At 46.5% G+C, this 24,112-nt stretch carries 21 protein-coding genes; 7 read left to right on the forward strand and 14 right to left on the reverse strand.

The features are described 5' to 3' along the window. Positions 1-70: 70 nt before the first annotated feature. The 11 genes from B2U97_RS11315 to gyrA form a co-directional block, all read right to left on the reverse strand. Entirely contained in the window at positions 71-391 is a 321-nt protein-coding gene (locus B2U97_RS11315; protein ID WP_034823110.1) for a ComEA family DNA-binding protein, read from the reverse strand. 106 nt (positions 392-497) lie between these two features. Then, positions 498-1,193 (reverse strand): orotidine-5'-phosphate decarboxylase, encoded by a 696-nt coding sequence (gene pyrF, locus B2U97_RS11320; RefSeq protein WP_034823158.1) that lies wholly within the window; start codon positions 1,191-1,193, stop codon positions 498-500. 4 nt (positions 1,194-1,197) lie between these two features. Continuing rightward, positions 1,198-2,355, reverse strand: a complete 1,158-nt coding sequence (gene lapB, locus B2U97_RS11325) for a lipopolysaccharide assembly protein LapB (RefSeq protein ID WP_286822667.1) — start codon at positions 2,353-2,355, stop codon at positions 1,198-1,200. 6 nt (positions 2,356-2,361) lie between these two features. Continuing rightward, a complete protein-coding gene (locus B2U97_RS11330) occupies positions 2,362-2,622 on the reverse strand; it encodes a lipopolysaccharide assembly protein LapA domain-containing protein (RefSeq protein WP_011234599.1) in 261 nt (86 codons plus the stop codon). 74 nt (positions 2,623-2,696) lie between these two features. Further along, complete coding sequence (ihfB, locus tag B2U97_RS11335) at positions 2,697-2,978, reverse strand: integration host factor subunit beta (protein WP_011234600.1); 282 nt, start codon at positions 2,976-2,978, stop codon at positions 2,697-2,699. Between the two features lie 38 nt (positions 2,979-3,016). After that, positions 3,017-4,699, reverse strand: coding sequence for a 30S ribosomal protein S1 (rpsA, locus tag B2U97_RS11340; RefSeq protein ID WP_011234601.1), 1,683 nt, complete (start codon positions 4,697-4,699; stop codon positions 3,017-3,019). A 114-nt stretch (positions 4,700-4,813) separates the two neighbouring features. Next, a complete protein-coding gene (gene cmk, locus B2U97_RS11345) occupies positions 4,814-5,506 on the reverse strand; it encodes a (d)CMP kinase (RefSeq protein ID WP_016341331.1) in 693 nt (230 codons plus the stop codon). Between the two features lie 97 nt (positions 5,507-5,603). Beyond that, a complete protein-coding gene (aroA, locus tag B2U97_RS11350) occupies positions 5,604-6,893 on the reverse strand; it encodes a 3-phosphoshikimate 1-carboxyvinyltransferase (protein WP_286822665.1) in 1,290 nt (429 codons plus the stop codon). Beyond that, positions 6,886-7,989 (reverse strand): histidinol-phosphate transaminase, encoded by a 1,104-nt coding sequence (hisC, locus tag B2U97_RS11355; RefSeq protein WP_286822664.1) that lies wholly within the window; start codon positions 7,987-7,989, stop codon positions 6,886-6,888. Before hisC ends, aroA begins: the two co-directional genes overlap by 8 nt. Before the next feature lie 31 nt (positions 7,990-8,020). Next, positions 8,021-9,106 carry a 3-phosphoserine/phosphohydroxythreonine transaminase gene (serC, locus tag B2U97_RS11360; protein ID WP_286822663.1) on the reverse strand — a complete coding sequence of 362 codons (1,086 nt, stop codon included), beginning with the start codon at positions 9,104-9,106 and terminating at the stop codon, positions 8,021-8,023. After that, positions 9,103-11,742, reverse strand: coding sequence for a DNA gyrase subunit A (gene gyrA / locus B2U97_RS11365; RefSeq protein ID WP_286822662.1), 2,640 nt, complete (start codon positions 11,740-11,742; stop codon positions 9,103-9,105). The genes serC and gyrA overlap by 4 nt, the downstream gene beginning before the upstream one ends. Positions 11,743-11,891: 149 nt before the next feature. Between gyrA and ubiG the strand changes: the two genes are divergently transcribed. The 6 genes from ubiG to B2U97_RS11395 all read left to right on the forward strand — a co-directional run bounded on the left by ubiG (position 11,892) and on the right by B2U97_RS11395 (position 17,695). Continuing rightward, entirely contained in the window at positions 11,892-12,623 is a 732-nt protein-coding gene (ubiG, locus tag B2U97_RS11370) for a bifunctional 2-polyprenyl-6-hydroxyphenol methylase/3-demethylubiquinol 3-O-methyltransferase UbiG (RefSeq protein ID WP_286822661.1), read from the forward strand. Next, entirely contained in the window at positions 12,624-13,307 is a 684-nt protein-coding gene (locus B2U97_RS11375) for an HAD family hydrolase (protein WP_011234608.1), read from the forward strand. It begins immediately after the preceding gene. Positions 13,308-13,579: 272 nt separating this feature from the next. Further along, positions 13,580-15,910 (forward strand): class 1a ribonucleoside-diphosphate reductase subunit alpha, encoded by a 2,331-nt coding sequence (gene nrdA, locus B2U97_RS11380; protein WP_011234609.1) that lies wholly within the window; start codon positions 13,580-13,582, stop codon positions 15,908-15,910. Between the two features lie 18 nt (positions 15,911-15,928). Continuing rightward, positions 15,929-17,062, forward strand: a complete 1,134-nt coding sequence (gene nrdB / locus B2U97_RS11385) for a class Ia ribonucleoside-diphosphate reductase subunit beta (RefSeq protein ID WP_011234610.1) — start codon at positions 15,929-15,931, stop codon at positions 17,060-17,062. A gap of 3 nt (positions 17,063-17,065) precedes the next feature. Then, on the forward strand, positions 17,066-17,326 hold the full coding sequence (gene yfaE / locus B2U97_RS11390; protein WP_011234611.1) for a class I ribonucleotide reductase maintenance protein YfaE: 261 nt from the start codon (positions 17,066-17,068) through the stop codon (positions 17,324-17,326). Between the two features lie 102 nt (positions 17,327-17,428). Beyond that, a complete protein-coding gene (locus B2U97_RS11395) occupies positions 17,429-17,695 on the forward strand; it encodes a GrxA family glutaredoxin (RefSeq protein ID WP_011234612.1) in 267 nt (88 codons plus the stop codon). A 36-nt stretch (positions 17,696-17,731) separates the two neighbouring features. Here the strand turns inward: B2U97_RS11395 and hrpA are convergent, their stop codons facing one another. Beyond that, positions 17,732-21,661 carry an ATP-dependent RNA helicase HrpA gene (gene hrpA / locus B2U97_RS11400; RefSeq protein ID WP_286822660.1) on the reverse strand — a complete coding sequence of 1,310 codons (3,930 nt, stop codon included), beginning with the start codon at positions 21,659-21,661 and terminating at the stop codon, positions 17,732-17,734. Positions 21,662-21,672: 11 nt separating this feature from the next. Beyond that, complete coding sequence (locus B2U97_RS11405; protein ID WP_286822659.1) at positions 21,673-22,710, reverse strand: isoaspartyl peptidase/L-asparaginase family protein; 1,038 nt, start codon at positions 22,708-22,710, stop codon at positions 21,673-21,675. Between the two features lie 89 nt (positions 22,711-22,799). Here B2U97_RS11405 and B2U97_RS11410 point away from each other — a divergent pair, with 89 nt between their 5' ends. Further along, the gene (locus B2U97_RS11410) at positions 22,800-23,036 is read left to right on the forward strand and encodes a hypothetical protein (RefSeq protein ID WP_034821012.1); all 237 of its coding nucleotides are present in this window, start codon (positions 22,800-22,802) and stop codon (positions 23,034-23,036) included. 236 nt (positions 23,037-23,272) lie between these two features. Here the strand turns inward: B2U97_RS11410 and B2U97_RS11415 are convergent, their stop codons facing one another. After that, positions 23,273-23,983 carry a hypothetical protein gene (locus B2U97_RS11415; protein WP_286822658.1) on the reverse strand — a complete coding sequence of 237 codons (711 nt, stop codon included), beginning with the start codon at positions 23,981-23,983 and terminating at the stop codon, positions 23,273-23,275. Positions 23,984-24,112 lie beyond the last annotated feature (129 nt).

The following is a 24,112-nucleotide window of genomic DNA, read 5'->3' on the forward strand; positions in this document are numbered from 1 at the left end:
TAGTAAGGAAATAGGAAGGCCGGTAGCAACAAACTACCGGCCTTTTTTTATCTCTGGAGTTTACTTGCCGTCACGGCTTAATAGTAATAAAGGCTCGGTTTTTCTCTAAGGTTTTAGCACCAATACCTTTTACATCAAGTAACTGCTCTACTTCGGTAAAACCACCCAGTTGCTCTCTTAACTCGATGATCTGCTCAGCCCGTTTCTCACCGACACCAACCAGAACAGCCGATATCTCTTGTGCTGAACCCGTATTGATATTGACGGTTTTAACCTCTTCAGCCTGTGCTACTGGAGATAAGTTTGGTAAGGCGGATAATGGAGTGGCTTGCGCCCCTGCTGCTAAAAACAGCGATGAGGCAACAAGTATGGAAATTAATTTTAGCTTCATAGTGTCATTCCCTATTGAAAAATCACTGCGTCACTGCAGTAAAGACACTATAGCCGAAGTTTTTAGCCCTATTAGAAGATTACGACATTGCGAAGGCGTAAGTGAGTTATTCTCCTATAGAGGTTAATATCTCCGCAACGCTGGCGGTTGGGTCAGTTGCCTGCGTAATGGGTCGCCCAATAACCATGTAATCGACTCCAGCCTCTATTGCGGCTTCTGGTGTCATAACCCGCTTTTGGTCACCAGTGGCGCTGTTGGCAGGTCGGATACCCGGCGTTACAAGCTTAAATGACGTACCCAAATCACGTTTCAGCATACGAGCTTCCTGAGCAGAACAAACCACGCCGTTCAAGCCAGCCTGCTGCGCTAGTTTTGCCAGTTTAAGTACTTGCTGTTCCGCAGTTGCCTGAATTCCTATTTCGTTTAGGTCAGAATCACTCATGCTGGTGAGTACAGTCACGGCTATTAATAAAGGTGGTTTATCAAATTGCTTTAATGCATCCCTTGCCGCGCTCATCATTTCGGTACCGCCGCTGGCGTGCACGTTCACTATATCAACACCCATTTTAGCTGCTGAGGTTACCGCCTTAGCCACTGTATTTGGAATATCATGAAACTTTAAGTCTAAAAATACTGAAAAACCTTGCTCAACCTGCTTTTTCACCCAGTCGGGTCCAATAGCAGTAAACAATTCCTTACCCACTTTAAGACCAACTTTTCCAGCTGGTAATTGACTCACTAAATTGTCAGCGGCTTCCTGTGTCTGGCAATCTAATGCAACATAAATTTTCGGTAACGCCATGTTGTTATTCACCATCTAATCCAAAAATAGGTTTTGTTGTTGCCCAGCTCTTACACGATGGACAACGCCAATATAAAGTATGTCCGGAGAAACCACAGTGACGGCACTTATAATTGGGGCGCTGCACTATATGCTCGTGAACCATCTTACGCAGCCTCCGAAGGCTGTCACGTGCATTGCCCACATCAGCGGCTCGAATGTGTAACCCCATTAAATGATGGAATCCGCGCATAGTCGGGTGCTGCTCTAAAACATGGGTCATAAAGTGTTCTGCGTCTTCAATACTTTGTGATTCACAGATTTTTTCTGACAATGTAATAGCGGCTGTTATACCCGCATTGTGCTCAACGCAACTGTGTAGAAATTCGACAAAAGTATGAGTATCCGATGTTTTCTCGTAAGCTTCCTCTAGCAAAGGAATGGTTTCGCAAACAAAGGATTTGTCCTGCTCGAACACCCGGGTTAAGTAACTAATAGACTCCCCATACTCCCCTTCTTTCATATGGATTTTTCCCAGGGAGAGAACCGCTCTAACGCAATTACTATCGTGTTTAAGCGCTTTGCTGTAATGCTTTATTTTACTCGGAATATTGTCGTCTAGTTCGGCAAGCTCACAATATAACTGAGCAAGAACGACTCGCGCGTGGCTGCTTTGCTTCGCCAGACGCAAAGCTATTTTAATGGCTTTGTCCCATTCGTGCGTGGACTCATAAAGCTCAAGAAGGTGCTTTTGGCTTTTTTCCCGGAATAACTTGTAACTCTGTAAGCCTGCAAACATTTGTTCAGCGCGGTCATAGATTCCGGCAGAAAGGTAGTCTTTACCCAACTCGTACATAGCCGTTAAGCGATCGTGCTCAGACAGATTGGGAAGTGACGTCAGGTTTTTATGAATTTTTATTGCGCGGTCAACTTCGCCTCTGCGGCGAAATAACTTGCCTAAGGTCCAGTGAGTTTCAATGGTTTCGCTGTCGACATCCAACAGCTCAACAAATAGATCAACCGCCTTGTCGGGTTGATCTGAAAGCAACAGATTTATACCAGTCGCATACTGTTTGGAGAAACGTTTCTGCTCTTTTCGCTCTTCGGTGCGAACACTATTACGCCCCATGAACCAGCCATAGGCAGCAGCAATTGGTAGAAGCAGAAAGAGAAGCTCCAACATGAGCCGTTAACTCTCCTTGTCCAGTTTATTTAAACGCTTAACTAAACGGTTATACCGATAGCGCCAGGATAAACTCGATAAGCAAAGTAATAAAATACCAACCAGAAAACCGCTACCAAAAAAGATAGCAAGCAGCGACGCAACAGCCATCTCTGTTTGCAGCACCAGTAGATTAACAACCACGGTTTGCGGGTTCTGCGCACCAAAAGCCATTGCTAAAAGAAATATGATTAATACAGGAATGAGAATAAGCAGCTTTTTAAGCATAATTGCTTACCTGTTAGTTATAAAAAAACGGCATGCCAGTATAGCATGCCGTTTTTATCAATCGAGCGTAAAAACTAACTTAATGTATCGACCCTCTCGCGAAGCTCTTTGCCCGCTTTAAAATGCGGTACATATTTTCCGTCTAATTCAACAGGATCACCTGTTTTAGGATTACGGCCAACACGAGGAGCCCGATAATGCAGAGAGAAGCTTCCAAAGCCCCGAATTTCAACGCGCTTACCTTGCGATAAGGATTGCACCATCTGTTCGAGTATCTCTTTTACCGAAGCTTCAACCTGCTTAGGAGGTAACTCGTGCTTCAAAGTTAACCTTTCAATCAGCTCTGATTTAGTCATCATTACCTCCTTCAAATTAACTGCAACAGTGCAGTAAATTATTCGTCGTCAGTTTTTGCAGCTTTAAAGGCTTCTGCCATTGCGCTGTTAAGACCAGAACCACTGTCCTGTTGCTTATTAACGCTTTCAACCGCTTCTTTCTCTTCAACTTCGTCTTTCGCACGGATAGACAAGCTCAGAGTACGGTTTTTACGGTCAACGCCCATGAAGCGAGCTTCAATAGAATCACCAACGCTCAGTTCAGTGCTTGCATCTTCAACGCGGTCGCGTGAAATGTCTGCAGCACGAACATAACCTTCAACGCTTTCAGCTAATTCAACTTTAGCGCCTTTAGCGTCTACTTCAGTAACTGTACCTGTAACAATAGCACCTTTTTTATTGGCCGCCAGGTAGTTATTGAATGGGTCTTCTTCAAGCTGTTTGATACCCAGTGAAATACGCTCACGTTCAGCATCAACCTGCATGACTACAGCGGTAACTTCTTCACCTTTTTTGTAATCACGAACAGCTTCTTCGCCAGTAGCGTTCCAGCTAATATCTGACAAGTGAACCAAACCATCAATACCGCCGTCAAGACCGATGAAGATACCAAAGTCAGTGATTGACTTGATCTTACCAGTAACTTGCTCGCCTTTATTATGGTTCTTCGCAAACTCTTCCCATGGGTTAGGCTTGCACTGTTTAAGGCCTAGTGAAATGCGACGACGTTCTTCGTCAATTTCCAGAACCATAACTTCAACAGTGTCGTCCAGGTTAACCACTTTAGAAGGATGAACGTTTTTGTTAGTCCAGTCCATTTCTGATACGTGAACAAGACCTTCAACACCCTCTTCGATTTCGACGAAGCAACCGTAATCAGTCAAGTTCGTAACACGACCAGTTAAACGATGCCCTTCTGGGTAGCGGTTTGCGATATCAGCCCATGGATCTTCGCCTAACTGCTTAAGGCCAAGAGATACACGAGTGCGTTCACGGTCAAACTTCAATACTTTAACAGTGATTTCATCGCCAACGTTTACGATTTCACTTGGGTGCTTAACGCGTTTCCAAGCCATATCGGTAATGTGCAATAAGCCATCTACGCCGCCTAAGTCAACGAACGCGCCGTAGTCAGTCAGGTTCTTAACGATACCCTGAACTTCCTGGCCTTCTTGCAAGTTTTCAAGCAGCTCTTCACGCTCTGCACTGTTTTCTTTCTCGATAACAGCACGGCGAGAAACAACAACGTTGTTACGTTTTTGATCAAGCTTGATAACTTTGAATTCTAAATCTTTGTTTTCCAGGTGCGTTGTTTCACGTACTGGACGTACATCAACCAGTGAACCAGGCAAGAACGCGCGAACGCCGCCTAAGTCTACTGTAAAGCCACCCTTAACCTTACCAGAGATAATACCGATAACGGTTGCATTGTCTTCGTGTGCTTTTTCCAGTTGCAGCCATGCTTCATAACGCTTCGCTTTTTCGCGAGACAGAATGGTTTCGCCAAAGCCGTCTTCAACTGCATCAAGGGCTACGTCAACTACGTCGCCGACGCTGACTTCTAATTCACCTTCTGCATTACGGAATTGTTCTGCTGGAATCGCGCTTTCTGATTTAAGGCCGGCATCAACCAGGATCAAATCTTTTTCGATAGCAACGATAGTACCTTTAACAATGGAGCCCGGGCGTGTTTCAACTTCCTTTAGGCTTTCTTCAAATAATTCTGCAAAATTTTCTGACATAGTAATTAACTTCGCTTATAAATAAGACGTCCACTGAACTTCCGTATACAGCGGGGTTATTAAAATAGTCTGTTCGCTTCCTTACAACAGACGCCTAATTAAGGTCACCTGACCCTAGCTAGTCTTTGAGAGTTTGCTGTGCGCAAACGTCAATACTTGTTCCAACACGTCCTCTATGGACGTATCAGTGGAATCCAGATACAACGCATCCTCAGCTGGCTTAAGAGGTGCCACCGAGCGATTCGTATCACGATCATCTCTTTCTTTAATTTCGTTCACTAATTGATCAATATTAGCATCAAAACCTTTTTCCTTCAATTGCCCAAAGCGTCGTCTTGCGCGCTCTTCGGCAGAAGCCGTTAAAAAGATTTTGGCATCGGCATCAGTGAAAACAACAGTTCCCATATCACGGCCGTCGGCCACCAGACCCGGAAGCTCTTTAAACCCACGCTGGCGGCGCAGTAGAGCTTCTCTGACTCGTGGTAAAGCCGCTATTTTTGACGCCATATTACCCACTTGCTCGGTACGGATGGTCATGGTCACATCCTCGCCTTCAAGAATAATATGTGTCAATGAGCGTTCCTCTTCTGCTTCAAACTTCACATCCAGGTGCGCCGCCAAAGCCACCAGGCTTTCTTCATCTTCCGGCGTAAAATCATGGTGCAAAGCCGCTAATGCCAGTACGCGATAAATTGCGCCACTGTCCAGCAAGTGCCATCCTAGCTTTTCAGCCAATAATCGACTGATAGTTCCTTTTCCTGCCCCACTCGGCCCGTCAATCGTAATGACTGGAATATGAGTTGTCATAAAATCCTCTAATTGCTCTGCATTACGCAGCATTTAGCCGCGCAATTATACGCATTTGTAAAAAAATTGCATTAATCAAAGTCAGCGAGTCTAAGAGTTAACTGTGACAGAGCCGTGAAAACTCGGAAAAATAGTCGGGATAGGTCTTTGCACAACAACCGGGATCATTGATTGTCACTCCAGCGGAGGAAAATGCTACTAACGAAAAGCACATTGCCATGCGGTGATCGTCATAAGTATCAATTGCAATATGTCGCCAGTGTTTCAGCGGTTCAATGCGGAGAAAGTCCTCGCCCTCATCGACTGTGGCACCGAGCTTTCGCAGCTCAGTTGCCATAGCATGAAGGCGGTCGGTTTCTTTAACCCGCCAGTTTGCGACATTACGAATTGTCGTCGGCTTATTTGCGAATAAAGCCAGTGGCGCGACTGTCATTGCCGCATCGGGAATATCATTAAAGTCCTGGTCAATGCCCTGTACACTTCCTGTGCCGGATACGGTCATGCTGTTTTTATGGTAGCTCACTGACGCGCCCATGGCTTCAATGACTTCGGCGAAGCGTTTGTCGCCCTGAATCGAGTTTTTACCAACACCGATAATCTCAACCGGACCTTTACCTAACAGCGCGGCAGCCATCCAATAAGACGCAGCACTGGCATCGCCTTCGACCCAGTATTCGCCTGGCGACTGGTAGCATTGCCCGCCAGTAATAGCGTAGCACTGAGGAGCGTCTTCTTTTATCGAAATGCCAAAGTCGGACAGCATTTGCAGCGTCAGTTCAATGTAAGGTCGTGAAACCACATTCCCTTTTAATGTCAGGGTTGAGTCACCGGGCAGTAACGGCAGTGCCATCAGTAAGGCCGAGATAAACTGGCTGGATACCGAACCATCAATTTCAAAGTGACCCGGCTTTAAACCAGAAGTCATTTCTAACGGAGGGAACCCTGTCTCCCCCAGATAATTAACTCCTGCCCCACGAGGCTGTATAGCATCAATTAAGTGCTTTACAGGTCGCTCATGCATTCGGGCATCACCTTTTAACACTACCGCTTGGTGTTCGCTTTTTAATGTTGCCGCTAACACAGCTATGAGCGGCCGCATTGCCGTGCCGGCGTTTCCCAGATAGAGCTCAGAAGCCGGTTTATTCCAATGCCCTCCTAACCCATGCACCCGGGTAGTGAGTTTGTCATCTTCAAAGCTCACTCCCAGTGCATTAAGAGCTTCACGCATGCGGCTGGTGTCATCGCTAACCAGTAAATTATGTAAGATGACGGGAGTCTGGCATAAAGCAGCCATAAGCAATGCCCGGTTAGCAATGCTTTTTGAACCGGGTAAGGTGACAGTACCGCGACAATGCTGTCGCGGCTCTAAATGAATAGAATTAACCACGCAGCTTTTTCATTGCCTTAATAAAGGCCTGGTTTTCTTCAGGCAGGCCAATGCTGACACGTAAATGATTAGGCAACTCATAGCCGCCAACAGGACGTACAATAACGCCCTCATGCAGAAGTTCGTCATAAAGCTTCTCAGCACCGAGCCCAACTTCTATGGTTAAAAAGTTACCGTAAGATGGAATGTAGTTAAGTCCGGACTCTTCACAAAACTCAGTTAATAGCTGCATACCCTGAGCGTTTAGTTCAACGGCTTTTTGCAAATAAGCGTGATCATCTAATACGACTTCAGCAGCTTTCAGCGATAACGAATTCATGTTGAATGGCTGGCGAATGCGGTTAAGCACATCGGCAACGCTCTCATGACTTACCGCATAACCTGCGCGCAAACCCGCTAAGCCATAAGCTTTAGAAAACGTCCGGCTAACCACAAGATTAGGATATTCTTTTATCCACTCTACCGATGGCGCACACTGGTCTTCCGGCACATACTCGTAATAGGCTTCATCCAGAACCACAATAATATGCTGCGGTATTTTGTCCAGAAAGCTTTTCAGTGCTGAGGTTGATAAAAATGTGCCCGTTGGATTATTGGGGTTAGCAATAAAAATCATCTTGGTTTTATCGGTAACGGCTTTAGCCATACCATCAAGATCATGGCCATAATCTACCGCAGGAACGGCAACGGGTTTTGCGCCAATAGCCTGAGTAACCAGCGGATACACCACAAACGCATGCTGAGAGAAAATAACTTCGTCTTTATCTGACACAAAGGTACGAGCTAAAATCTCTAAAACATCGTTAGAGCCGTTACCCAGAGTAATTTGTTGCGTACCGACCTCGTTGAGTTCTGCCAGACGACTTTTAAGGTAGTAACCGTTAGCATCGGGGTAACGCACTAAATCGGTTAACTCAGCTTCCAGCGCGGTTTTTACTTTTTCACTCAAACCCAGAGGGTTCTCATTTGAAGCCAGCTTAACCACGTGCTGCAGACCTAACTCACGCTGTAATTCAGACGTAGGCTTACCTGCCTGATACGGACGTAATTGCTTTACTCCGGGATTAACCAGTTCTAATGCATTAAATTCTGCCATAGCGATTCACTACCTTTTTTATTCTATTTATTTAGCCAAGCTTGCGCTCGAAATCAGCCATATAACTTAACAATGCTTCTACGCCTTCCACTGGCATTGCGTTATAAATACTGGCTCTCATGCCACCAACAAAGCGATGCCCTTTTAGCCCCAATAAACCTTGGTTTTTAGCGCCTTGCAAAAATTCTGCATCAAGCTTGTCGTCGGCCAATTGGAAAGGAATGTTCATAATTGAACGGTAAGCCGGATTAATATCATTTCTGTAAAAATCGGACTTATCGACAAAATCATATAAAAGCTGTGCTTTATGCCGGTTGCGTTCGCCCATAGCGGTTAATCCGCCCTGAGCTTTTAGCCACTTGAATACCAACCCGGCCAGGTACCAGGCAAAAGTGTTGGGCGTGTTGTACATAGACCCGTCTTTAGCCTGAAGCTGGTAATCCATAATAGATGACACCTGCTTCTGCGGATGACCTAATAGAGACTTTTTAACAATCGCAATGGCAAAACCGGAAGGGCCAATATTCTTTTGAGCTCCAGCGTATATGACGCCAAACTTTGAGACATCCAGTGGTTCAGAAAGAATATTCGATGACATATCAGCAACAATTGGCGCTTTTACGTCAGGAATCTCATGCAGCGCAATACCATCGACGGTTTCATTAGGACAATAATGAAAATAGGCGGCATTCTCAGACAACTTCCAGTTTTCTGGAGACTGAATTTCTTTGCCTTTAGCGCCTTCCTGAACTTGCCCGGCAACATTCACTTTAGAAACAAACTTTTCGGCTTCCCTGATAGCAAAACCAGACCAAATTCCTGTATCCAGATAATCTACAGAGGCATCCGGTGACGCTATATTTTGCGGAACCGCAGAAAACTGGCCTCGCCCTCCGCCTTGTAAAAAGAGTACTTCGTAATCGTCCGGCACATTTAACAGGTCGCGCAGGTCTTGCTCAGCTTCACGTGCCATGTGGACATAAACAGGGTCGCGGTGAGAAATTTCCATCACCGATACGCCCTGTCCATTCCAGTTCAGTAACTCTTCCTGAGCTTGTTTCAAAACGTCGACCGGCAACATTGCCGGTCCAGCAGAAAAGTTAAACAACTGACTCATGACTCGTCGGAACCTTCTTGATTTTCAGTATTGTCTTCAGCTGCGGTTTCACCTTCTTCAGCAACAACCTCGCCGTCAATTAACACTTCATCTTCATCAATTTCGTCAATACGCTGCAAGCCAACCACTTTTTCATCATCAGCGGTGCGAATTAAGCGCACGCCCTGAGTGTTACGACCAACAGTAGAAACCTCGTTGACGCGAGTTCTTACCAGAGTGCCTTTATTGCTGATAAGCATGATCTCATTGCCATCAATAACTTCCATGGCGCCGACAACGGAACCATTGCGCTCGCTGACCTTAATAGAGACCACACCTTTGGTAGCGCGGCTCTTAGCTGGGTATTCACTTAGCGGCGTACGTTTGCCGTAACCGTTTTCAGTCACGGTTAATACATTCGCTTCTTCCTCTTCGTATTCACGAGGAACAATCAGTGATACAACACGCTGCCCTTCTTCTAAGCGAATACCACGAACACCGGTTGCGGTACGACCCATTGAGCGCACTTGCTCTTCAGCGAAGCGCACCACTTTGCCTGCGTCAGAGAACAGCATAATTTCGCCGGTCCCGTCAGTGATATCAACACCAATCAGCTCGTCGTCATCAACCAGGTTCAGTGCAATGATGCCGCCGTTACGAGGACGTGAGTACTCTGGTAATGGCGTTTTCTTGATGGTTCCTTTGCGTGTTGCCATAACAACGAACTTATCTTCCGGATAGTCCCGTGTTGGCAAAATAGCGGTAATACGCTCATCAGCTTCAAGCGGCAACAAGTTCACTATTGGTTTACCACGAGACGCACGGCTAGCCAGCGGCAACTGGTAAACTTTCATCCAGTAAATACGGCCACGGGTTGAGAAGCACAAAATGGTGTCATGCGTGTTCGCTACCCACAGTCTTTCTATAAAGTCTTCGTCTTTCATCTTAGTAGCGGCTTTACCTTTACCACCACGACGTTGTGCTTCGTATTCAGTCAATGGCTGATACTTCACATAGCCTTCGTGAGAAAGGGTCAGAACCACGTCTTCTTCGTTGATTAAATCTTCCATGCTGATGTCGTGAGCAGCAGCAGTAATATCCGTTTTACGCTCATCGCCGAAGTTGTTACGTATTTCTACTAGTTCTTCACGAATCACTTCCATCAGGCGCTCTGAACTGTTCAGAATATGCAGCAGTTCAGCAATCTGTTCTAACAGGCCTTTATATTCATCCAGAATTTTTTCGTGTTCTAAACCGGTCAGTTTGTGCAGGCGTAAATCGAGAATAGCCTGAGCTTGTTCTTCGGTCAGGTGATAGTTGCCATCGCGAATGCCGTATTCTTCTGGCAGATGATCAGGACGCGCAGCATCAACGCCGGCAGTTTCCAGCATTGCAGCAACATCGCCCAGCTGCCATGCGCGGGCAATTAGACCAGCTTTAGCTTCAGCAGGCGTTGGCGAGCGACGGATAAGCTCAATAATTTCGTCAATATTGGCCAGCGATATCGCCAGGCCTTCCAAAATATGGGCACGTTCACGAGCTTTACGTAATTCGTAGACTGAGCGGCGCGTGACCACTTCACGACGATGACGGACAAAACAATCCAGCATATCGCGCAGGTTAAACAAACGCGGCTGGCCTTTATCCAGAGCAACCATGTTGATACCAAACACAACCTGTAACTGGGTATTAGCGTACAAATGGTTAAGAACAACTTCGCCAACATCGCCACGACGGATCTCAATAACGATACGCATACCGTCTTTATCAGACTCATCGCGCAAGGCACTTATACCTTCAACGCGTTTTTCTTTAACCAACTCAGCAATTTTTTCAATTAAGCGAGCTTTATTCACCTGATACGGAATTTCCGTAACAATGATGGTTTCTTTACCCGTTTTCTCGTCAACTTCAATTTCTGCCTGAGCGCGCAAATGAATACGGCCACGACCGGTTTTATAAGCTTCGACAATACCGCTACGCCCAGAAATTGTTGCCGCTGTCGGGAAGTCCGGCCCCGGGATGTATTCCATTAGCCCTTCAACATCAATGTCCGGGTTATCAATCATGGCGAGTGCACCATCGACAACTTCGGTCAGATTATGAGGAGGGATGTTCGTTGCCATACCAACGGCAATACCAGAAGAACCATTAACTAACAGGTTAGGTACACGGGTAGGCAGAACGTCAGGAATACGCTCGGTACCATCATAGTTGTCTACAAAATCAACCGTTTCTTTATCTAAATCGGCAAGTAACTGATGCGCAATTTTCGCCATGCGAATTTCGGTATAACGCATCGCGGCGGCAGAGTCGCCGTCAACCGAACCAAAGTTACCCTGGCCGTCGACCAGCATATAACGCAAGGAGAAGTTCTGTGCCATACGTACAATAGTGTCGTAAACAGCACTATCACCGTGCGGGTGATATTTACCAATAACGTCACCAACGACACGAGCTGACTTTTTATAAGGTTTATTAAAGTCGTTGCGCAATTCGTTCATTGCGAACAAGACTCGTCTGTGTACTGGCTTCAGGCCGTCACGAACATCTGGTAAAGCACGCCCAACAATGACGCTCATAGCATAATCGAGGTACGAGCTCTTTAGTTCGTCTTCGATATTTACCGGTGACACTTCTCTGCCTAGATCGCTCATAGTTTATTCCCTAAATATAGATCCGCATATTCATTGTTATTTTGATCCAATCATTGTACCCATCCCAAACGCGTCTCGCACCCTCTTTTTCTTATTCTTTGCCTGAGGTAGACTAGCCGCGTTATCCATCTCTTAAAGACGCATAATCTATGACCACCAGTCGCTCTAAAAGTGAACAAAAAAACGTCGATCCGGAAGAGATCGCAAAATTTTCAGCCCTGGCCTCGCGCTGGTGGGATCCCGATGGAGAATTCAAACCCTTACATAAAATAAACCCTGTTCGACTGGGTTTTATTGAAAACCATGCTGAAGGCCTGTTCGGTAAAAAGGTACTGGATGTTGGTTGCGGCGGTGGATTACTCAGTGAAGCTATGGCTGAACGAGGCGCTCAGGTTACAGGGGTTGATTTAGCCGAACAGTCGTTAAAAGTGGCGCGTTTGCACGCCTTAGAAAGCGGCCGTCAAATCGACTACCAATGCATTGCTATTGAAACTCTGGCGGATCAGCAGCCAGCAAGCTTTGATGTGGTGACTTGTCTGGAGATGCTGGAGCATGTACCTGACCCTGAGGCTATTGTAAAAGCCTGTGCTAAAGCACTAAAACCTGGCGGGAAGATCTTTTTTTCCACGCTAAACCGGAATGTAAAGTCTTGGCTATTAGGTATTGTTGCCGCTGAGCATGTTTTAGGCTGGGTTCCCAAAGGAACTCATCAGCATCAACGTTTTATCAAACCATCAGAGCTACTGCGTATGACAGATGCCGCCGCGTTAGAAGATATCGCCATTAATGGTCTTATCTTTAATCCACTGAAAGGCTTTGTTCTTTCAGAAAAAGATGTTGATGTGAATTACATTATCGCTTTAAAGAAGCCGGAGTCATAAATGGCCTCATCAGACAGGAATTCTCCTGTAAAGGCGGTATTGTTCGATTTAGACGGCACGCTGCTTGATACAGCCCCAGATCTGGGTGCTGCACTGAACGCTGTATGCGAACAATACGAACGCCCTGCTATTACGGCTGAGGTGTTTACGCCAGTCGCGTCGCATGGCTCCAGAGGTATGCTGCAGCTAGCTTTTGCCAATGAGTACAGCGACATGGAAGCCGAACTCAGGCACGCTTTTCTCAGTGCTTATAAACAAAATATAGCCACTCATACGCAACCCTACCCTGGGGTTTTGGAGCTACTTGCCGTGCTGCAGCGTGAATCTATTCAAGTTGCTATAGTCACCAATAAGCCAGAGCGCCTAACCCAACAATTATTGCCTCACTTCCCGGAGTTTGAAGCTATTCGTGTGGTCGTAAGCGGTGATACCTTAAGCGTAGCAAAGCCTTCGCCGGAACCTTTATTCTATGCGGCTGAAAAGCTGGGAATAGAACCTGCCGACTGTCTTTATGTCGGAGATGCGGAACGGGATATCGAAGCTGGTCGCAATGCCGGCATGGTTACTGTGCTTGCTGAATATGGTTATATTAGCAATGAGGATCAGCCGCAACGCTGGCAAGCCGACTATCATATCGCCTCACCACTGGAGTTACTGAAGTTACTAGCTATTGATAATTCTTGATCTATAAACATCTTTTAAAAGATCAAAAAAATATATAGCAAGATTACCAGCGCAAACTCACGCCAAACAAAGGCTGACAAAAAATCAAGATTTCTAAATCAAAATTATTCCTGTTTTTGCCCGTAAATTTACTTGATCGAAGTGGCAGTTAGACCTAGCATACTCTTCATTCCCAAGACACTAGATATTGTGTAAATATCGCCCTGTACAACTAATAAGCACAATATCTTGTGGCTACAAACATATAACAAAAAGCTAAGAGTCGGCGCAAAATGAACGAGCAACTTTATGTCACTAAACGCAGCGGCGAACGCGAACCGCTAAACCTCGATAAAATTCACCGGGTTATCATGTGGGCCGCTGAAGGTCTTAACAATGTTTCAGCTTCTCAGGTCGAAATCAAGTCTCACATTCAGTTTTACGACGGTATTAAAACCGAAGATATCCACGAGACCATCATCAAAGCTGCAGCTGATTTAATTTCAGAAGAAGCGCCCGACTATCAATATATGGCTGCGCGTCTGGCTATTTTTCACTTGCGCAAACGGGCCTACGGTAAGTTTGAGCCACCGCGTCTTTACGACCAGGTCAAAAAGATGGTTGCAGAGCATCGCTACGATGAGCACCTGCTGGAAGACTATACTGAAGCAGAATTTGACCAGATGGACGAAATTCTGGATCACTGGCGTGACATGAACTTCTCGTACGCGGCCGTTAAACAGCTAGAGAACAAATATCTGGTTCAAAACCGGGTTACCGGCGACATCTATGAAAGCGCTCAGTTCTTATACATTCTGGTAGCGGCTTGTTTGTTTGCCAACTACCCGAAAAGCACTCGTATGGACTACGTTAAACGTTTCTACGACGCCGCTTCTGAATTCAAAATCTCGCTACCAACACCTATTATGTCGGGTGTGCGCACGCCTACGCGTCAGTTCAGCTCCTGCGTTCTGATTGAAGCCGGCGATAGTCTCGATTCTATTAATGCCACTTCAAGCGCCATCGTAAAATACGTATCGCAGCGTGCCGGTATTGGCATTAACGCAGGGCGTATTCGCGCTCTGGGCAGCCCGATCCGTAACGGTGAAGCCTTCCACACAGGTTGTATTCCGTTCTATAAATATTTCCAGACAGCGGTAAAAAGCTGTTCGCAAGGTGGTGTTCGTGGTGGCGCCGCTACCCTGTTCTACCCGCTTTGGCATCTGGAAGTTGAAAGCTTATTGGTACTGAAAAACAACCGCGGTGTTGAAGAAAACCGGGTTCGCCATCTGGATTACGGTGTGCAGTTTAACCGCACCATGTACCAGCGTCTGATTAAAGACGATTACATTACCTTGTTCAGCCCGTCGGATGTGCCAGGCCTTTACGACGCATTCTTTGAAGATCAGGACGAATTTGAGCGTTTGTACCTTCAGTACGAGCAGGATGAAAGCATCCGCAAAAAACGTATTAAAGCCATTGAGTTGTTTGGTTTGTTTATGCAGGAACGCGCCAGTACTGGCCGTATCTACGTACAAAACGTTGACCACTGCAACACGCACAGCCCGTTCGATTCTAAAGTTGCTCCTATTCGTCAGAGCAACCTGTGTCTTGAAATTGCGTTACCAACTAAGCCTCTAAGTCATGTGAACGACGAAGAAGGTGAAATTGCCCTTTGTACGCTGTCGGCCTTTAACTTAGGCAAAATTGAAAACCTGGGCGAGTTTGAAAACTTAGCCGACTTAGCCGTTCGCGCACTGGATAGCCTGCTGGACTATCAGGAATACCCTGTTCCGGCCGCTTATAATGCAACAATGAACCGTCGTACTCTGGGCATTGGTGTGATTAACTTTGCTTACTACTTAGCTAAGCACGGCGTTAAATATTCAGACGGTTCTGCAAATGGCCTGGTTCACCAGACCTTTGAGGCAATACAGTATTATCTGATGCAGGCGTCAATGAATCTGGCTAAAGAAAGAGGTGCGTGCCCTAAATTTAATGAGACCACCTACTCTCAGGGCATTATGCCAACCGATACCTACAAGAAAGACCTGGATAAGGTTTGCGATGAACCTCTGCATCTGGACTGGGACAAGCTTCGTGCCGACATCAAACAACACGGCATGCGTAACTCCACGTTATCAGCGTTAATGCCTTCTGAGACATCGTCGCAGATTTCTAACGCGACTAACGGTATTGAACCGCCTCGTGGTTTTGTCAGCATTAAGTCGTCAAAAGACGGTGTCACCAAACAGGTAGTTCCTGATTACGAAAACTTAAAAGACAAGTACGAGCTGTTATGGCAAATCCCGAACAACAAGGGATACCTTGAGCTGGTTGGTATTATGCAAAAGTTTGTCGACCAGACAATTTCTGCGAACACCAATTACGACCCAAGTAAATTCCAAGCCGGTAAAGTACCAATGAAGCAGCTTCTGCAGGACTTATTAACGGCCTATAAGCTTGGTGTTAAGACGCTTTACTATCACAACACCCGTGACGGTGCTGCGGATAATCAATCCGACATTGCTGCACGTAAAGGTGCTGCTGCGTCTCAAGCTCAGCCGACAGAAGTGATCATTGAAGAAGATGATGACTGTGCCGGCGGCGCCTGCAAAATTTAATAAGAAGGATTTTAGCGAATGTCGTACTCAACCTTTAATCAAGAGCAGAATAACCCGTTAACGGAGCCTATGTTTTTAGGCAACTCCGTTAACGTTGCTCGCTACGACCAGCAAAAACACAGCATTTTTGAAAAGCTGATTGAAAAACAAATCAGCTTTTTCTGGCGACCTGAAGAAATCGATGTCAGCCGCGACCGCATCGACTTTAACAAGCTAACAGCCAGTGAAAAGCATGTGTTTATTTCTAACCTGAAGTATCAAACACTGTTAGATTCAATTCAGGGGCGTTCGCCGAATATCGCGTTACTGCCTATTGTTTCTCTTCCGGAACTGGAAACCTGGATTGAAACCTGGTCATTCTTTGAGACCATACATTCGCGCTCGTACACACATATTCTGCGTAACCTGTTTAGTGACCCCAGCGAAGTCTTTGAAGATATCGTCATTAATGAGCAAATTAAAATTCGCGCGAATGACATCTCCAAATACTACGATGATCTTATTTTCTATACTCAGCTGTTGCAGACGCACGGTGAAGGCGATGTCGTTGTTGAAGGCAAAACCCACACCGTGACCCAGCGGGAAATTAAGAAGAAACTATTCTTATGCATTAACTCGGTTAACGCGCTGGAAGCTATTCGTTTCTATGTCAGTTTCGCCTGCACGTTCGCTTTTGCAGAACGTGAGTTAATGGAAGGCAACGCAAAAATTATTAAATTGATTGCCCGCGACGAAAACGTTCACCTGACATCGACACAGCACATTCTTAATTTGTGGCAATACGGCGAAGACGACCCGGAAATGAAAGAAATTGCCGAAGAACTGCGTGACGATGCCTATGAAATTTTCATGACTGCTGTGAAGCAGGAAAAACAGTGGGCGCACTACTTGTTTAAAGACGGCTCAATGATTGGCCTGAACGAGAGCATGCTCTGTCAGTACGTCGAATATATTGCGAACTTACGTATGCAGGCCATTGGCTTTGACGCACCGTTTGAGAACCAGCGTTCTAATCCACTACCGTGGATGAACAAATACCTGGTTTCAGACAACGTTCAGGTAGCGCCGCAGGAATCAGAAATTACCTCTTACCTTGTTGGTCAGATAGACAGCGAAGTTAATGCTTCCGACCTTGGGGACTTTGATCTCTAAGCTATGGCTAACACCTTTAAAGTCACTGTCAACGGTGGGCCCGAACTTGCCGTTGACGCGACTGAAGGCACCTTACTCGAGGCCTTAGAAAAGCATCAGTTAGAAATGCACTACCACTGCCGCAGTGGTTTTTGTGGTGCCTGCCGTAGCACCCTAAAGTCCGGTAAAGTCCGTTATACAACAGAACCTCTGGCTTATGTCAGAAAAGGCGACATTCTGCCCTGCTGTTGTGTCCCGGAGTCAGATCTGGACATTGACCACTAAGTATTATTCATTAAATCGATTGTGCCCATCGTGCAGAACAATTGTTAACCAGCAATAAAATCTGGATAATGGCACCATAAATTTTTGTGAGAGAGGTATTTCATGTTTACAGTCATTTTTGGACGTCCGGGTTGTCCTTTTTGTGTTCGTGCCGTAGAAGTTGCGGATAAATTAAAAGCCGATATGGAAGATTTTGATTATCGCTATGTCGACATTCACGCTGAAGGCATCAGCAAAGCTGACCTGGAAAAAACGGTAGGCAAACCGGTACAAACGGTTCCTCAAATTTTTGTCGACGAACAACACGTTGGCGGCTTCACAGAATTTGAAGCCTACGCAAAAGAAAACTTAGGGCTTTACACTGCATAACTTTGTGTAAGTAATGTAACCCTATCGTAGAGGCGGCTATTTAGCCGCCTCTATTGCTTGTTTAACCCGCTTTTCTGACACCGGATACTTCGTTCCCAGCGTCTGCGCGAAGAATGACACTCGCAGCTCCTCAATCATCCAGCGAATTTCAGCAACGTCATCCGGAACCACCGAGCCTTTATTTTCATACGCTTTCACCGCTGCTTTATACTGCTCTTCCAGATTTGTCAGAGTCAGTGTCATTAACCTGTCTTTATTCGGGTCAACCGGCAGTTTTTCTAGCCGACGTTGAATAGCTTTTAAATAACGCACAATGTCACTCAAACGCTCCCCACCAAAAGCAGAGACAAATCCGGCGAACACTAAGTTATCCAGTTGGTCCTGAATATCGCCCCGGGACTGGATTTGATCCAGTGGAATTTTACCTTTAAGAGACTTTCTAACCTGTTGTGACAATAGCAGGCACTGTTCAACTTCCAGTGCTATTTGTTCAACACGATCATTCAAATTAGCACGAACAATATCTTTTAATTGCTCAAAGCCCTTTTGTTCACGGAGCTCATTGCCCTGCTCAATCTGTTCCTGAATGAGGCCGTCTACCGCCGCTGCTATACAGTCGGCTATTAACGCATCCACTTTACCCCAGGGGTTAAAGTACATAGTCAACTTGGCTTTATTCGACAGTGACTTCTGTAAATGCTTAATAGGTGACGGTATGTGCTGCAATAACAATTCCCGTACACCGGCTTTATGATGCTTCTTAGCCTGCTCCGGGTTATCGAATAACTGCAGCGCAACCTGTCCTTTGCCTTTATTAATTAAGCCCGGATACGCCTTAAGCTCAAAACCTTGCTGACGTTCGGTGATCACTTCAGGTAAATCATCGAAGTCCCAGCTATCGACGCGCTCACGACTAATATCGTCACCGGCGGTTTTCTCCAGCCGCTGCTGCACTTTACCCGACAATTGCTGTTGAAGGCTTTGCAGATCGCGCCCCTGGCTAACCAACTTTTTGCCGTCAAGAATCTTAAAGTTCATGCGTAAATGAGCCGGTAGCGAGGACTCATCCCAGTTTTCCTCCGGAACTGTCACGCCGGTCATACGCCGCAACTTAGTCGCCATAGCCTCGGTTAAGCGCCCTTGCAGAGGTTCAATATCGGCTATAATCGCGCCAGCGAAGTTAGGCGCCGGTACAAAATTACGGCGTAAGGTTTTTGGCAGCGACTTAATTAAGTGAGCAATACGTTCCTCGCGTAATGCAGGAATATGCCAGTCGAAACCTTCGGGCTTCACCTGATTCAGAATACCCAGCTGAATATTCACACTGACACCGTCGTCTTCAGCGTTAGGCTCAAAATGGTAACTTAACGGCAATCGCAAGTTGTCTTGTCGCCAAAACTCCGGGTACTCATTTTCGGTAATGTGTTCGGTTTCGCCAGCAATAAGATCGTCGCGCTCAAAAAACAGCAGTTTAGGCTCTTTTTTGGCCGCCTTATGCCACCAGCCTGCCAGCAACTTTTCGTTATAGATGCCTTCGGGTATGGCGCGGTCATAAGCCTCGAACAGCACCTCTTCATCCACCAGAATATCGCGCCGCCGTGACTTCGCCTCCAGCGCCTGAACATCTTCTATCAACTTTAAGTTGTGTTGAATAAACGGCAGCTTGCGCGTTAGCTGTGAATTAACCAGCCCTTCGCGAATGAATATTTCACGGGCTTTAACCGGTGCCACCGGACCAAACTGGACACGTCTTCTGGGTACCAGAATAAGTCCCAGTAACGTGACCTGCTCATCGGCAATAACACTGCCTTGCTTCTTCTCAAAATGAGGCTCAAGGTATTGTTTTTTAACTAAGTGTGGCGCGGCTTCTTCTATCCACAGCGGGTCAATATCGGCATTAATACGCGCATACAATTTTGAAGTTTCCGCCAGTTCAGCAGTAACAACCCACTTGGGCGGTTTACCAAACAAACCTGAGCCAGGGAAAATATGAAAACGCGTTTGCCGTGTTCCCTGATATTCGTGTCGGTCTTCTTTAAAGCCCACCTGAGACAATAAGCCAGTAATTAAAGCCCGGTGTACTTGCTCGAAAGTGGCAGGTTCTTCATTAATGGATAACCCCATTTCCCGAACCGTTTGTCGGCTCTGCGTGTAAATATCCTGCCACTCACGCAAGCGCATAAAATGAATAAACTCACGACCCATTTGCTTACGGAACTGATTCCCTGACAAGGCCTTCTGCTGCTCTTTGACGTAGTTCCATAAATTGAGAAACGCCATAAAGTCAGAGCTTTTGTCACGAAAACGCTGGTGCCATTCATCGGCTTTTTGCTGCGCATCGTGTGGCCGTTCACGCGGGTCCTGAATACTCAGAGCCGCGGTAATTATCAGCATTTCACGGACACAACCATATTGCTGCCCGGCTATGACCATTCTGGCCAGTCGCGGATCCAGCGGCAGCCGTGACAGCTGCCGTCCTGTATCTGTTAATTTCGGTTGTTCATTTTTACGCCCGGGTTTAATGGCATGCAGCTCTTCCAATAAGTTCAAACCGTCTTTAACAAAGCGTTCGTCGGGCTTTTGTACGAAAGGAAACTGACGAATATCACCCAGACGCAACGACGACATTTGCAGTATCACCGCCGCCAAATTGGTACGGAGAATTTCCGGGTCGGTATATTCCGGACGCTGCAAAAAGTCCTCTTCACTGTATAAGCGAATACAAATACCCGGACCAATACGGCCACAACGCCCCTTACGCTGGTTGGCGCTGGCCTGTGAAATTGGCTCAATAGGTAAGCGCTGCACTTTAGTGCGGTAACTGTAACGGCTCATGCGCACTGTGCCCGGGTCAATTACAAAGCGTATGCCCGGCACGGTTAATGAGGTTTCTGCTACGTTGGTGGCAATAACCACCCGCCGTTGACTGTGCGACTGAAACACACGGTTCTGCTCGTGCGACGACAAACGCGCATAAAGCGGCAAAACTTCGGTATTGCGCAGCTGCAGCTCACCGATAGCATCTGCGTAATCGCGGATTTCGCGCTCACCGCTGGCAAAAATAAGAATATCGCCTTCACTTTCACGTTGCAGCTCTTCCACCGCCTCACAAACCCCCTGAAGAACATCGGCATCAGCAGCTTTGCCATCTTCTTTAGGCGGACGATACCGGACTTCAACCGGATAGGTTCGCCCGGTTACCGTCAATACCGGTGCATCGTGAAAGTGTTTGGAGAAACGTTCGGTTTCAATAGTCGCTGAGGTAATAACAACTTTAAGATCACGGCGTTTGGGCAGCAGCGTATGCAGAACACCCAGCAAGAAGTCGATGTTCAGACTGCGCTCATGCGCTTCATCAATAATAATGGCGTCGTATTGCAGTAGCAGAGGGTCTTGCTGCAGTTCGGATAACAGCATACCGTCGGTCATTAGTTTTATTGCCGTAGTCGGTGCGGTTTCATCCTGAAAGCGGATTTTATAACCCACCTGCTTTTTCGCGTGATCCTGCAGCTCGTCACCAATACGGGCGGCAACACTGCGAGCTGCCAGACGTCGTGGTTGAGTATGACCAATGGTACCCTTGCGACCGTAACCCAGTTCCAGCAACATTTTCGGTAGCTGAGTGGTTTTACCCGAACCGGTCTCACCGGCAATGACCACCACCTGATTCTGCTCAATGGCTTTTTTAATGTCATCACGCTGCTGGGCAACCGGCAATTCTTCGGGATAACTAATATGAAACTTTTGCTGCTGACGCTCTAAATATGCCAACTCGGCAATTTCAATGTCCGCAGCTATCCGCTCCAGCACCTGCTGCTGTCGTTGCTCGTTTTTAATTTTACTCAGACCACGCAAACGACCGCGCAAAAGCGCGGCCTGTTGTGTTGTACATTGCTCTAATTGTGTCTGAAATTTATCAACAAAAGGCTGACTTTGTGATTTATCCTGCGATTTTTGACGACTCATAGACTCCGAACTTATTCATCCTCGTTATAAATAGCAATATGGGCATCACCTTCGCCCTTAATATAGCCACGATACATACCTTCGGTATTAAACGGCATAGCAATATTGCCTTCTGCGTCAATAATAATAACGCCTCCGGTACCACCCGCTTGTTCCAGCACCCCGTGAATGACTTCATCGCCGGCCTCACTGACCGAAAGCCCTTTATACTTAACCCGCGAGCAGATATCAGCCGCCACATGGAAGCGAATAAAATATTCCCCGTGTCCAGTAGCAGACACTGCACAGCTGTCGTTATCCGCCCAGGTGCCGGCACCAATAATGGGGGAATCCCCTATTCTACCATAACGTTTGGCTGTCATGCCGCCGGTTGATGTGCCTGCACTTAATAGCCCGTTTTTATCAACAGCCACAGCACCTACTGTGCCGTATTTGTAATCTAAATCCAGATACTCCCAGGCTTGCTGCTCTGGCTGTTCACTTTTCTTAATGGTTTCCTTGGCGTTTTGTAGCTGCTGATAACGGTGCTCAGTATTAAAGTAGCTGTTCTCGACCTGCTCCAGCCCTTGTTGCCGGGAAAACAGCTCTGCGCCTTCACCACTTAGCATTACGTGTACCGACTCTTCCATTACTTCACGCGCCAGTTCTATTGGGCTTTTTACTGTCTTCACACCGGCAACGGCTCCGGCATTGCCATTCAGGCCTTCCATTAACGAAGCATCCAGCTCATGTTCTTCGTCCCAGGTATAAACCGCGCCTTTACCAGAGTTAAACAGCGGCGACGCCTCCATTACCTGAATAGCCGCGATAACAGCGGTGGTGCTGTCACCGCCTTCTTTCAATATCTTACGCCCAGCCTCTAAAGCTTCCGTCAGTTTATCTTTGTAGGCTTGTTCTTGTTCGGCAGTTAAATTCGCGCGGGTAATAGTACCGGCTCCGCCATGAATGGCCATAGCGTATTCAACATCATGGTCATCCGCCTGTACGGCTGGTAATAGCGATCCAAACGCAGCGGTGGCAAGTAATGCAGATAAGTAGAGCTTTTTCATTCTGACCTCGATTTTATTGTTATAGGCTAGATTGTTAGTCACAACATAGTCGCAGGAAAGCAACGAACTGACAACGAGGAGATATTCAGATGCCGACTTATCGCGTTGAGTACACACACTTAGGCGACAGACAACAAATTACGCTGGAAGTAGATAATGAAGCACTAGATAACGAACAAAAGTTCAGAGACTCCGTTGCACAACGTTTAGCTGAACGCATTCTGCCTCACGCTGAACTTGCTTTTCGCCACGAAGATGACCGCACATTAGAGCAAAAACTGGATAAAGCTTACGACGTGCAAGTGAACAAGATTGAAAGAGAGTGAGTGACCAGCTCCCTGACGATGTCGACCTATCCGATGCCGAATTCCGGATACGAAGCATATTTACGCGTTGGTTAAAAACAAAACCAGCCTAGTCATTTTTCGAGTAAAAGAGGACGCTCTAGGGAAGTTGCTATGGACCGATTCTTACAGCGAAAACAGTGCGACTACCACTACTGACAGAGAATGGGCTCAGTATGAGGTGGCTGGCCCGTTGTTATGCACGGGGGCTTTGTAGTTTAACTATGCGTCGTATATAAGCCCTCTGTATAATATTGCATGGTTTTATTGATATCACTGCGAAGGCAATTCATAGATTCTGCGTACTCTATATAGTCTTCGTGGGACGTTAAGCCATATGCGTCAATAACTTCTCGTACGTACTCAAATTCCGATTGTACTGCATCAGTGATATCCAGGTGGAAATAGACATCGCCACCTGCATTAATATAGCGAATCAACATGTCAGCTAAGTGACGACTTTTTAAAAAGTACGGGGAGAGCAAAGTCAGTACATCTAAAGAATTGTCCTCACGCGCTATTTCATCTAAATTTTTATCAAATTTTGTCGCAAACTCACCAATCACGTCGTCTTGGCGCCCCCGTTTCAAGTCAACAATTATAGTGAATTCATCGTAGCAATTGGACTGAAGCTGGCGAGCCTTAGGAATAGTTCGTTCCAAACGTTCTTGAAGAAACAGCTGCTGTCGTCTCGTTTCAGCTCCCAGCTGAATCTGAGTCGCTTGTCGCATCTCACGGCGGGTTTTATCGAATTCATCTCTCTGAATAACAATTGATCGGAAAAATATTAGAGCGGAGCAAAATGCGATCACTGGCGTAGCGATACCGGAGTAAAAGCTACCAAACGCAGCCCAGTCTGTGGGACCACCTGGCGGTAAATTATTAAACTCTTCATAGAAAAAAAGCGCTGGGGCAATAAGCCCAACCAACGCTATCGAGATAACCCAGAATACTTTTTCTTCCTGTAGTGGTCAACAAAACCCGGACACCTTTTTAGCTAATTTCTCTGCTTTTGCCGGTGGTAGACCATCATTACATTAAATTGATGCGGTCGCTCC

Origin of the sequence: Idiomarina sp. UBA3176 (assembly GCF_002364295.1) — a bacterium.
GTDB classification, from domain to species: Bacteria; Pseudomonadota; Gammaproteobacteria; order Enterobacterales; family Alteromonadaceae; genus Idiomarina; species Idiomarina loihiensis.